Source organism: Microcoleus sp. S13_C5, from assembly GCF_036700845.1.
GTDB lineage: Bacteria > Cyanobacteriota > Cyanobacteriia > Cyanobacteriales > Microcoleaceae > Microcoleus.
Genome location: NZ_JAUBPR010000156.1, coordinates 1 through 12493 on the forward strand (window position 1 = coordinate 1; position 12493 = coordinate 12493).

The following is a 12493-nucleotide window of genomic DNA, read 5'->3' on the forward strand; positions in this document are numbered from 1 at the left end:
CTTTGATAATTTTCGAGAACGGGTATTAGCTTGCTTCTCTAATTAGATAAAAATATCACCGTAAGTTCTGGAGAACCTGAATTAATCCTTTTTTATGTGTAATCTTTCACAATTTGAGCGATTCGCTTCATAATTTTTAGTACATTGTACAATTCATTTCCTCGATCGCGCAAATCAAAGGAATTAGATAAACCGTACTGCGGTGTACCTTGATACGTCATTTTAATGAACTGAAAATTCCTGCCGTTGCTTAGCATTCCAAAGGACGCCATGCTAGGATTAGGATTAGCCAGCAGATAAGCTAATATTTGCGCTAATCCTGTTTCTATGGAAATTTGAGCGCTTTTTGACTCGATAACCATTACCCAAAACTGCTGTTTTAAAACCAGGACATCCATCCTACCTCTGATAATTGTCTCGTCTTCGTCTTCAAAGAAAATTTCTACTTCAGGTTCAGCTTTGATATGAAAGGGAGGTAAATAGAAACTTGCAAAATGTAGCAACGGAGATAAGACTACCATTTTGACGGTAGTTTCTAGCATTGGAGGATACTCGACTAAGTTGAAATAGCTAGCTTTCACTTGATCGAGAAATTGTTTTTCAAATTCGCTGATTTCTGGTAATTCGTCAATCCATTCACGAAAAAATTGGTCGTCATCAACGAGTTGGATATTAAATTTTTCCCTTAAATAGGAGAGAGTAACTTCTCTAGCTGGGATTGTTGCCGTCATAGTTTTTGATGATTATTCCTAATCTTAACTACATTATACAACATACAATTCATTTCCTCGATCGCCCAAATCTAATTTCAACCGGGCTGTACATATCTGCGTTCATCTGCGGTTAAAAAAAATCCCATTGAATCTGCTAAACAAATTCTCCCTTAGCAACCATCACCACCTTACCACCCACCAAAACAGCTATTTCCCCGTCATTTTTTGCTGCTTGTAACAACAGCAAAGAAGGTCGATCGATTTCATAACCCTGCTCAACTCTGACATCAATCTTTGCTTCGCCATAATAAGCATATTCTACCAAATATCCCGCCAAGCAGCCGTTAGCACTGCCAGTCGCCGGATCTTCAGGAATTCCTAATGAATGGGCAAAAACTCGCACGCTTAAATCATTCACATCGTTGTAAGTCTCCGGGCAAAATATTAAAATTTCTTTCGCTTCTGTGGTATCAATCAGCTCAAAATATCTATCTAAGTTGACTTGAGCTTTTTTGAGCGAGGCGAGAGTTTTTAACGGTACAATAATAAACGGCACTCCGGTCGAAACTTCTTGAATTGGGAAGTTGGAATCAATTTCATCGGGTTCTAAATTCAGGACATTTGCCAGACTTTCGGCTGATAAAACTTGACCAAAACTAGGCGCATTTTGTCGCATCCACAAAATATTTGCCAATTCATTGTGATAATTAAAAGTAACTGGAATTTGACCGACGGCTAGATTGAGAATTACTCGATCTACCTTTTCGCGAATAATCTCTTGCTGCAACACAAACGCCGTGCCCAAAGTCGGATGACCGGCAAAGGGCAATTCCTTCTTGGGCGTGAATATCCGCACGTCATAGCCACCATCTCGCGGATCGGGCGATCGAATAAACGTAGTTTCTGAATAATTGATTTCTCTCGCTATCAGCAGCATTTGGGCCTCAGATAGTTCGGCAACTCCTGCACGGCAAAATACAGCGAGTTGATTGCCAGCATATTTTGACTCGGCAAACACGTCAACTATATAAAAATTCATAATTATGCCTTTGGTAAAAGTCGATAACTGATATTTTACATCCAGCGTTACAAAGCAGATTTATTTTATCGATCAAGTCACCGCGACGATTTGACGCAGTTTAAAGAAGCGCTTAGAATTGGAAGGATATAGAGAAACAGGGATTTGTAATAATTTGTTGAGGGATTTGTAACGATGAGTGAGTTTAAACAAGAGTTAGGGGAAATGTCGCGGGAAAAGCGACTTTATACTTTAGAAACCCTGCCAAGGCATTTAGTAGAGAGTGGGCAAGGGGAAAAGCTGCACCAGTTGTTAACGGATTTCGATTTTATTGAGGCGAAACTGGATGAGTTGGGGGTTCAAGCGTTAATTGAGGATTATGATTTAGCGATAGATTCTAATTTGTTGCGTGAGCAGGAGCAAAGTCGAAATCTATACTTAATTCCCTACGCAATTCGCAAGTTAGCGCCAATTGTGGAAAGGGATAAAACGCAATTAGCAGGTCAATTATTGGGGAGATTGCTTGCTTTTGAAAATCCTGAGTTTCAGAGGATGTTGGAACAAGCCAAGCAGTCGAAAAATAGTCCTTGGCTGCGGCCTTTGAGGGGGAATTTAGTAGCGCTGCCTTTGGTAATATGTGGGCTTAACCTTGGCGGCCATAATCTCAGCGTACAAGCAGTGGCGATCGCACCCGACGGCAAACGAGCTATTTCGGCTTCATACGATAAAACCCTCAAAATCTGGGACACAGACACTGGCATAGAACTGAGAACTCTCACCGGTCATACTGGCCCGGTAAGGGGAGTCGCGATCGCACCGGATAGCCTGACAGCGATTTCGGCTTCAGACGATAACACCCTAAAAATCTGGGACACCGAGACAGGTAGAGAACTTCAAACCCTCACCGGTCATGCTGGCCCGGTAAGGGGAGTCGCGATCGCGCCCGACGGCCTGACAGCGATTTCGGCTTCAGACGATAACACCCTAAAAATCTGGGACTTGGCCAGTGGCAGCGAACTGAGAACGCTCACCGGTCATACTAACTCGGTAAGGCAAGTCGCGATCGCACCCGACAGCCTGACAGCAATTTCGGCTTCAGACGATAACACCCTAAAAGTCTGGAATTTGCTCAGGGGAACCGAACTGAGAACTCTCACCTATACTGGCTATGTATCTGCAGTGGCGATGGCACCCGACGGCTTCATAGCCATTTCGGTTCCACAAATTAACACGCTGAAAATCTGGGACACAGACAGCACCAGGGAACTTCAAATCCTCACCGAGGATTTTAGCCTTGTACAGGCAGTCGCGATCGCACCCGACGGCAAACGACTAATTTCGGCTTCATCGGATATGACCCTAAGAATCTGGGATCTGGCTAGCGGCAAAGAAATTGCTAGTTTCACCGGAGATAATTGGTTTGATTGCTGTGCGATCGCGCCTGATGGGGTGACAGTGGTAGCGGGGGGTTTACCGGGCCGGGTGCATTTCCTGCGATTGGAGGGAGTTAGCGGCGGGGGATAGGAGTTTTAAGTGCGATGGAGTCTTCAACCCGCTTTCGTCGGGTTTTGTTTGACAAGACGCGGTTTCAACCGCCCGGCGCGAGCGAAAAAATTCGGTTCATAGGCGATCGCGTATAAAATCAGAATAAAAACATAGGAGTAATCGCCGTGAGTGTCACGACTCTAAAATGGACGGTTGCAGAATACCACCGCATCATTGCAGCCGGCATTCTGGAAGAGCGAAACGTTGAATTAATAGGTGGAGAAATCATCGAAATGGCTCCCGAAGGAGAATCTCATGCTTACTCTAGCGATGAGGCTGGAGAGTACCTAATTTATTTGCTGGGCGATCGGGCTAAAATCCGCCAAGGTAAACCGATTATCTTGCCGCCAAGCAACTCCGAGCCACAACCCGATATCGCTGTAATTCAACGTTTGGGACAAGATTACCGAGAACATCATCCCTATCCAGAAAACATCTTTTGGCTGATAGAATACTCGGATCATACTCTGAGCAAAGACTTGGGCATCAAGAGCAAGATTTACGCCGAAGCCGGCATTTCTGAGTATTGGGTTGTCAATTTGCGAACGATGGAATTAATAGTATTTCGAGAGCCTACCAATGAAGGATATCAATCGAGAGAAACTCTGACTCAGGGTAATATTAATCCGCTGGCATTTCCTGATATGGCAGTTTCGGTCGCTCGAATATTAGGGGCTTAGGTAAATTGGACAATAATGCAATAATTACTGCTGTTTCTCGCCGTTTCTCGTTACCAGGCTCTGCCTGGTAACAGAGATCCAGAGGCTCCGCCTCACTATTTCAAACAGCGAATTGCCTCCAACATACCCCTGGCTTTATTGAGAGTTTCCTCATATTCCATATCCGGGTGAGAATCGGCCACCAAACCAGCACCTGCTTGCACAGAAACCAAATGTTTATCGCCTTCTTGAGATCGAACAACCATAGTCCGAATTGCGATCGCACTATTCAACTGTCCCTCAAAATCATAATACCCGTAAACCCCAGAATACGGCCCCCGGCGACAACCTTCCAACTCGTGCACAATCTCCATCGCCCGAATCTTCGGAGCACCGCTAACCGTACCCGCAGGAAAACCAGCTTTCAACAAATCCCAAGCTGTCTTATCCTCAGCCAATTCTCCCACCACATTGCTCACAATGTGCATGACGTGAGAATAACGCTCAATTTCCATTAACTCGTCAACTTTTACAGTACCGTTTCGGCAAACTCTGCCTAAATCGTTCCTGCCCAAATCAACTAACATGACGTGTTCCGCAATTTCCTTGGGATCTTGCAGCAATTCAGCAGCCAAAGCATCATCTTCTTGAGGAGTTTTCCCCCGGCGGCGAGTGCCGGCAATCGGTCGCAAAGTTGCTATCTTTTTGCCATCAGCAGTGTTTTCTGCCTTCACCATAATCTCGGGACTTGAACCGATAATCTGCCAATCTCCGAAATGAAAATAAGCCATGTACGGAGAAGGATTAATGAGACGCAAAGAGCGGTAAAGTGCAAAAGAATCGCCGCTGTATTCAGCCTCTAGTCGCTGCGAAATAACTACTTGAAAAATATCTCCGGCTTTGATATAATCCTTAGCCTTTAAAACATTGGCACAATACTTTTCACGGGTAATATTGCTCGTGTAAGCCAATTCTGTATTTCCCGTTGTGGAACGGGCATCTTGCCCGTTATTGGGAGGTGTCCATTCTATGAGAGTAGATTGCCGGGAAAGCGGCGATTGCAGCTTCTCAACTAACTTACCAACCCGATCGCACGCTTGCTGATAAGCATCGGCCAAATCAACGCCAACCTCGCGCAAATCCGCATAGGCGACGGCCCAAATTTTCCGCTTCACCTGGTCAAAAATCAGCAAATTATCCACCTGCATCCACAATCCATCCGGCAAATCATTCTCGCTGGCTGGATGCACAGGAACTCGCGGTTCTATCCACTTAATTAACTCGTAACCCCAAAAACCGAATAACCCGCCAATTCCCGGCGGTAACTGTGGCAATTTCACCGGTTGATAAGACTTCAAACATTCAGTTAAAGCTACAAACGGATCGCCCGTAAATACTTTTTCGGAACCGTCACGGTAAACTTGAGTTGTGCGATCGCCCGTTGCCTCCAAAATCCACAACGGATCGCACCCTAAGAAACTATAACGCCCAAGTTTTTCTCCACCTTCGACCGACTCCAGCAGAAAACTGTAAGGTTGACCGGCACAAACCCGATACCACGCAGACACCGGCGTATCCAAATCAGCAACCCATTCTTGATACACGGGTACAAAATTGCCTTGTTTCGCCAGTTCCGAAAATTGTGAGAAATCGGGAAATATCATATATATCAGAAGGAAGAAGGAAGAACGAAGAAGGAAGAGGGAAGAAAGAAGAAGGAAAATGCAATCCTGGCAATAATTTCAGCGATTAAAAGCGTCCTAACCGTCTTGGGTTCAATAAACAAAAGACGGAAACCAACATCCCTCCGGCGACTGATACTCGCCAACTGCCATCACCGCCATCGGCTTGAGGGCGCGCAGCCCCTCTTGCAAGCACCAACGAAACAAACTTGCGTACCTCAGCGGCAAGTGAAAAGCAAGCAATTGATCGGAACTGTACGCAGCAGCCCCCAAGAGCAAAGCCTGCATATCGGCTTCTGTTTGGGCGACGCTGTGGCTCAAAGCCGACACCGCACAAGTATAAGCCACAATCCGACCTTGTTTGCAAGCAACGAAGGGAGAAAAGAAATTCAGGGCGTCTTCAATCTCCGAAGTTCGATCGCACCTGCATAGTTTTTCGCACAAAGCGGCACATTCACCAACATCCTCACTAGCCATCGGGCGCACCTCAAACCCATGCTGCGGCTGGCTGCGAAACTTCCCCTCCATTAACACGAAAGGTTCCTTCACCTCAAAACCCAAAGAAGCGTACAGCGACAGCGCAGCCAGATTAAAAGATTCCTGAACCAAACGGATACCCACAGCGTCCTGTCCGCGTTCCAGCAAAGCTTTCATGATTTCCCGTCCCGTGCCGCAGCCTTGAAAAGTTCGATCGACACTAACGGGCCCGATACCGCGAATCGGGTTGCGTTCGTCCATAAACCCGCAGCCGACAACCGCACCCTCCCTCTCGGCTACTATGCCAAAACACCACGGACTTTCGATCAGAAGGTCAATAATTTCAGTTGAAAACTCCAGCGTCGGAAAATCTGTAGGGAATTGATGACGATCGGAAATATCTTTAAAAGCTTCATAAGTAATGCCAGCGCAAACATCGATATCAGAAGGCTGCGCTCGCCTGATTACGACATTCATTTTTAATTTAACGATTAACTTTTAATAAGATTAGAAGTTTGCAGTAGTATTTTGGCGCTGCGGGCTTAGCCTCCCGCGCCAGAATACTACTGCAAAAACAAGTTTACAAGCTGAGCCTTACAGGGAAGATTACCTATGTTTTGCTCAGCCATGAACTCATTGTCTAAGGATCGAAAGTCTTCTTACCGCTGAACTTCAGTTTAGCCGGATTGGGATTGCTGCCAATATTGCGGTCAATCTTACCGTTGTAGGGACGACCTTCGTTCACCTTCTCAGGGAACACGCCATCCTTGGGATGCAGGTACTCAGTAGTACCGTCTGGAAACACGCGGTAAATTTTGTAGTTCGTGATTTTGAATTTAGCCCGCAGTTGCTGGCCGCCCAAAGCGATGCACTGCTCCTTCCGGGGCAGATGCAGCAAGTTGTCGCCTTGACGCATAATCGCAGCGCCACCCGTAGGCATTTCAAACACCTGCTCCTTGGGGCTAGTCCAAGTGATAGCGTACTTCTCTTCAACTAGCGCCTTGGTCAGCAAGCCGCCTGTGCTGCCGCCGAAGATTGGGGGTTGTCCAGTAAGTTGTTCGGCCATAGATATATCCAAAGGATTTTTACGGCATCGTATCATCGAGACTGCACGCTGTTCTCGAAATTGTAAGGAAAATTAACAGTTTTTTGGCAATCGATCTTTTCTGATAATTAATAATTAGTAATTAATAATTGATAATTTGTAATTTCCACCAAAGTTAGAAAACCCAATTAGGCAGCACGAACTCCGAAAAAATAATCAAAAAAAAACAGCAATTATTCTGGTGCTTGTGCGGCACCAGAATAATCGCACATTCCCCCAACTTCCCCCCACATATGATCGAACAATTTACCGCGTCAACCCTAAGTCAAGAACCTATTAGGGTCATAGCCGCGCGGAATTTGGCTCAAAGCAGTCCAAGTTTCTTGATTGACAATCCCGTCGGCCTCAATCCCAAAGCTTTTTTGAAATGCGCGAACAGCTTTGTCCGTCAAAGTAGAAAAGTCGCCGTCAACTTTACCCCCATAATGCTTGGAAGTTTTGAGAACTTCCTGAACAGTAGCGACTGCTTCCCCAGAACTGCCCAATCTGAGTACCGGCATATTAACTGGAGATCCAGTATAAAGCGCCTGCCAAGTGAGCGGCCCGACAATGCCGTCCGGCGACAAGAAAACCCGAAACTGAAACAGTTTCACAGAAAATTCAACTGCTTTGTTAAAAATTCCTTGAGCCGGCTGCCGGTAAAGGTGCAACTTGGTTAGCAGTTGTTCGAGTTCCAATACCGCTTTACCTTGGGAACCTAATTGTAGTTGTGGCTTGTTGGCCATAGGTTGAGTAGATTTCATCTTGGTTTTAGGTGAGATAATCGATTTTCCTACCCTCTAGGTTTGAGTATTCTTCTGGAAACAAACTTTTTCCGGGCGAAACATTTGCATCCTCAACTTTTCACCAATTAACACTTGCGTCGGCAGTGCCTCAACAGATTCGATCGACTTTTACCATCTCACGGCTTGTGCAGGGCAGACTTATACCATTTGAGATTTTAGATTTAAGATTTTAGATTGGGCATGACGGATTACTATCGGGGTTTGCAGCTTGCCTACAGTTGCATTCTTTTTTTAAACTGGTATTAATTTTGGGCAGTATCCCTAGGTATTCTGTCGCCAAACCGGGTTTAAGACGGCAAGCGCATCCTGAATCGGCTTTAATACTTTTTATCCTCAAGGTGAACACCGCTCCCGCCGCATCACCTTTAAGGCCCATCTAAGAGGGTGAGGATTGAGGGTGAGAGAGGGTGTAGCAGCGGAGGCTGGTTCTGCAGTGAAAACTTTTCTGTGCTATCGTGTCTCGGTCGATCGATTAACTCGATCGAGACTTGCGCGCTCAGACGCTCAGAAACCCGGTTTTTTAACTTATTTCCAAGGCTTAAAGCAAGTATTTTTCTTGAAAAACCCAGTTTTTGTCAACGTCTTGTTAATTTAGGTCGCCCACACCCTACAAAAGAGTTTTTAGCTAAATAATTTCCGCAGCGCGCACCCTACAACGATAGTTTACAAATAAGTAATGTGCGCCGAAGCGCACCCTAGAGAATGTGGAACAGAGTTGGCGATAGGTATTTCGATTTAGGGTACACCGAGGGGTAGTTTGCAGTCATCACTCATCAGTGATTAGTGATTAGTTAACTGTTATCAATTGAGTCTAAACAGTGGGAATAGTAAAGTGAAATTCACTTCCTCGGTCTTTTCCTGCGGAATCTACCCAAATTTTACCGCCCCAGCCGGCAACAATCTGTTTGCAAATTGCTAATCCCAAACCAGTACCGCCGGCGCTGCGGCGCAAAGCTCCTTCTTCTTGATAAAATCGATCGAACACTACTTTTAAACTGTTCGCCTCTATTCCCCTCCCCGTATCGGCTACGAGCACTTCCACCATCCGAGAACCGTTGCATTTCGCTCGTACTGTCACGCTTCCTTGAGGTGTGGTGAATTTGCAAGCGTTGTCTAGCAGTTTGGAGAGCACCTCCACCAACCACTCTCCGTCAGCTTGTACTAAAGGCAATTCTGCGGACACTTCGGCGATAATTTCCGGTAACTGTCGATCGACCGTGCGCGATCGCACGCTGCTGAGGGCTAAATCAACGCATTCTTGCAACGTCAGCGATTCTACATTCCATTGGACTCGCCCGCTTTCTAAGTGAGAAAGAGTTAAGAAATCCTGCACGAGTTTCCGCATTCTATCGGCATCACCGAGGGCAGTTTCTAACATGATTTGCCGCAATTCTGGGGGCATATCTGGTTCGGAGTTCAAACTTTCCAAACAAACTTGAATCGTAGAAAGAGGAGTGCGGAGTTCGTGTCCGGTGATGGCAATTAGATTGCTGCGAGTGCGGTCTAATGCTTCTAATTGTTGGTTGAGATCTTCTAAATGAGCGTAGGTTTCGGCTTGAATTAAGGCTGCTCCGAGTTGGGTGGCGATCGCCTCTACTAAAGCAATTTCGTCTTCTTCCCAAGGTAAAACCGAGCGGCACTGGTGCATTTCCACCATTCCCAAAACCCGCCCCTGATAAAGCACTGGCACCATTAACCAAGAGGCAATTTGCCACTTTTTTACAGTTTTCTTGAGGAATTTTGTATTGGCAATCAGGGGGTGTTGTGCTGTGTCTTGGATGTAAACTCGCTCTTGCCGCGCCACCGCGTCGTTCCATATTTGATTTTCCTGCAACAGCCAAGTCTGATCCAGCATGGAACTAGCGCCCGGAGCCAAAAACTCGCGATCGATTTTGACCGCCACATCTGCGGTCTTGCAGCGATAAATTAAACAGCGGCTTGCCGACAGGGCAGTTCCCAGTTCTTGAACTGCGACTTCGACGATTTCTTGTGGGTTGAGAGACTGCCGCATTGCCGTTGTAATTAAGTTTACCAGGCGTTCTTTGCGTTCCTGGGCGGCGATGGCCGCGTATGCTTTGAGCAATTTGTGCTGGCCTGCTTGCAAGTAGGTTACTAAGCGTTCGGTAAAAGCATCGCTCAATTTGGGATTGGGAATTTTTGAGTTTTTTGCCGTACTTATGTCGGGTTTGGCGGCTTTGGCCGTGGCGGATTTCCTCGTTTTTTTCGGTGTTTTGACTAGCTTGTAAGTAGTTCGCGCTCGCTCGATCTTTTCGGCCAATTCCGGGCGATAATTGACAATTCTATCGAGCAACAATGCGGCAGCTTTGGAGCTTACCTCGCGATCGAACGTCCAAATTCCTTCAAATCTGCGAGCTTGATCCATCAACAGCGGCCCGCGATCGTCCTGGTTGTCGATCGGCACAATTTTTTCTTGACAAATCAGGCAAGTTGAGTAGTATTGCCCCAGCACCACTAAGTGCCACTCTTTACTTAATCCGTCCTCCGGTGCAAACGCCACAGTTTCGTGAGACTCCGAAGCATTTTTAAAGTCAGTTTCCGGTGCTGCCAGCACGTATACCTGAGACGAGCGTGAGGCAATTCGCTGATAGCGGTGAGCTTCCTGGCGGTAGAAGCGCTCTCGCTGAAAGCTTGCAATGACTAGCGGTTCGTCGTCGGAACCCGCCAAAACTAAGTCTTCCATCGCGTGAGACAGGGCTGTCATGGAAGATTTGAAATAAATTTGTGCCCGCAGTTGGGGCAAAGCTTGCAGAAGTTCTGCCAGTAGCGAAATAGGGACGATCATCTAGCCTTAAACGTGCATTTTTGCCGATGACAAAACAGGATCGATAGGAGGTTTAGAGCGATCCCTTTTCAGTATCTGATACATTTATGCTTCATAACACAACTGTTTAAGTCATATCATGCTAGCCATATCATTTAGACGAATCTAAGCAGAGGTATGCCTCCAAGACCTTGAGTTCATCCCAAAGTCACCTGTTTTTACCTCTAGGTTTTGACGCCAACTCATCTATTCAGGCTTCGATTCGGGCGTTAGCACTCTCACCATTCAGACTTGTTAGGCACCGCTTGCGGATCTCTTGCATTATACTATTCTTGAGCTATTTGATATCAGTGCCATCTGTATCGGTTTTTGGCGATCGCTCTGGCTAATCGGCAATTAAACTTTCAAAAATCACAAATAATTGGCCATTAGTTAAAAACTAACGGCCAATTATTTTGAGGACTTATATCCAATCTGGTTAGATGCGGAATGATGCCAAGGGTGCGAGCATCATCGCGAGCTCTTAAGCTCGCACTGAACTCGGAAAATTATTATTCCGATGAAGCGCGGAAACGATTTTCACCAAAATCTATGAAGAAAAAGGGTTTCGGACACCTAGCTTGTAAGTCCTATATTTTTTTTGAGGCATAGCGCCTAAGTATAAATGCTGCGGCTGTGGTTGTATTAGGCTAGTTCGCCCCCTTCGTCGCTGCCGCCCGGAGATGATTTGTAGAGAGCATCTAATTGTTCGCGGGCGTCTTGGACAGTCAGCGAACGCATCACTAAGAGGGGCTCATTGACAACATTTCCGTGTTCGTCTAAAAGTTCTGGATGCGGTACAGATTGAGAGCGAGGATAGGATGCGTAGGGATTATTTGCCCTGAACTGTTGAGGGCGCTGGGACTCCATACCAACGGTGACTAGACTGCGGATTAAGTTACCGACTGCCAGAAAGGCAAGAACGGTAAAAGCTAAAATATAAAGCAGGTGCAACATTATCTTCTCCTCCGGGCTAAACAGCCACACAGCAATTTACAAAAGTGTTTCAGCAAGTAATAACTTATTAACTGGAAATCTGTTTGAGGTTGTCAAGTCGGCAGCCACATTTCCAAAAGTTTGGGATTTGACTGCAAGTTTAACTTGAACTCGCTTCCTTATTTTCCAGGGGGAGCTGACTGCAATGAGCGAAAGCGCGCCGATACTTGCCAGCATTCGGCGAGCAGTCTGTGCCACGGCATCAGTGCTGTGGTTTCAATCCCAACTTGACCTCCGGTTGCTTGAAATAGAGCTTTAGCGGCGCCTACTTCTTGCTGAGCCTGTTTGACTCGTGCCAGCAAGTCAGATTGATCCTCGTCGCTGAGAAAGGGAATTTCCTCAGTTTCTAAGAGCTTTGCCGATCGATTGAACCAGTAATTGAAATCCTCTAACAGCGGTTCTAGTAACGCTTTGAGCAATTCTGGCTCGGGCAAATTGGAATTAAGCATGGATCAAAATTGGGTTATTTATTTATTATAGTCTTAAACGGTCTTTACAAATTGTAACATATTTTTAACAAAAATTCAATAATTTAACAACAATTAGCAAGTGGGTGTGAATAAATTTAACTGTGCCAGCAGCGATTGTTGAGTCAAAATCCCCAAATTCTGCCAAATTAAGTAGTTAAGCAAAATTAATTACATAATTATCTCCAAATTCTTTAAGAATTCTTTCGACAGATGAAACAAGAG

Annotated in this window: 11 protein-coding genes; 2 read left to right on the forward strand and 9 right to left on the reverse strand. The window is 45.8% G+C overall.

Annotated features, from left to right (window positions below; genetic code table 11):
* Nucleotides 1-92 precede the first annotated feature (92 nt).
* Both QUA04_RS26075 and QUA04_RS26080 read right to left on the reverse strand, forming a co-directional pair.
* Nucleotides 93-731 carry a restriction endonuclease subunit R gene (locus QUA04_RS26075; protein WP_333262715.1) on the reverse strand — a complete coding sequence of 213 codons (639 nt, stop codon included), beginning with the start codon at nt 729-731 and terminating at the stop codon, nt 93-95.
* 136 nt (nt 732-867) lie between these two features.
* Nucleotides 868-1752 (reverse strand): PhzF family phenazine biosynthesis protein, encoded by an 885-nt coding sequence (locus QUA04_RS26080; protein WP_333262718.1) that lies wholly within the window; start codon nt 1750-1752, stop codon nt 868-870.
* A 174-nt stretch (nt 1753-1926) separates the two neighbouring features.
* Between QUA04_RS26080 and QUA04_RS26085 the strand changes: the two genes are divergently transcribed.
* A complete protein-coding gene (locus tag QUA04_RS26085; RefSeq protein WP_333262721.1) occupies nt 1927-3255 on the forward strand; it encodes a WD40 repeat domain-containing protein in 1329 nt (442 codons plus the stop codon).
* Between the two features lie 146 nt (nt 3256-3401).
* The gene (locus QUA04_RS26090) at nt 3402-3956 is read left to right on the forward strand and encodes a Uma2 family endonuclease (RefSeq protein WP_333262723.1); all 555 of its coding nucleotides are present in this window, start codon (nt 3402-3404) and stop codon (nt 3954-3956) included.
* Nucleotides 3957-4051: 95 nt separating this feature from the next.
* Here QUA04_RS26090 and trpE read toward each other — a convergent pair whose 3' ends face one another.
* The 7 genes from trpE to QUA04_RS26125 form a co-directional block, all read right to left on the reverse strand.
* Complete coding sequence (gene trpE, locus QUA04_RS26095; protein ID WP_333262726.1) at nt 4052-5599, reverse strand: anthranilate synthase component I; 1548 nt, start codon at nt 5597-5599, stop codon at nt 4052-4054.
* A 111-nt stretch (nt 5600-5710) separates the two neighbouring features.
* Nucleotides 5711-6571 (reverse strand): GNAT family N-acetyltransferase, encoded by an 861-nt coding sequence (locus QUA04_RS26100; protein WP_333262728.1) that lies wholly within the window; start codon nt 6569-6571, stop codon nt 5711-5713.
* A 163-nt stretch (nt 6572-6734) separates the two neighbouring features.
* Nucleotides 6735-7160: a photosystem I reaction center subunit II PsaD gene (locus tag QUA04_RS26105; RefSeq protein WP_332949173.1), complete on the reverse strand. Its 426-nt coding sequence runs from the start codon at nt 7158-7160 to the stop codon at nt 6735-6737.
* Nucleotides 7161-7459: 299 nt separating this feature from the next.
* The gene (locus QUA04_RS26110) at nt 7460-7942 is read right to left on the reverse strand and encodes a peptidoglycan-binding protein (protein ID WP_333262733.1); all 483 of its coding nucleotides are present in this window, start codon (nt 7940-7942) and stop codon (nt 7460-7462) included.
* A gap of 853 nt (nt 7943-8795) precedes the next feature.
* Entirely contained in the window at nt 8796-10787 is a 1992-nt protein-coding gene (locus tag QUA04_RS26115; protein ID WP_333262736.1) for a DICT sensory domain-containing protein, read from the reverse strand.
* Nucleotides 10788-11450: 663 nt separating this feature from the next.
* The gene (locus QUA04_RS26120) at nt 11451-11762 is read right to left on the reverse strand and encodes a DUF2973 domain-containing protein (protein ID WP_333106625.1); all 312 of its coding nucleotides are present in this window, start codon (nt 11760-11762) and stop codon (nt 11451-11453) included.
* A 158-nt stretch (nt 11763-11920) separates the two neighbouring features.
* Nucleotides 11921-12250: a DUF2605 domain-containing protein gene (locus QUA04_RS26125; RefSeq protein ID WP_333262740.1), complete on the reverse strand. Its 330-nt coding sequence runs from the start codon at nt 12248-12250 to the stop codon at nt 11921-11923.
* Between the last annotated feature and the right edge of the window lie 243 nt (nt 12251-12493).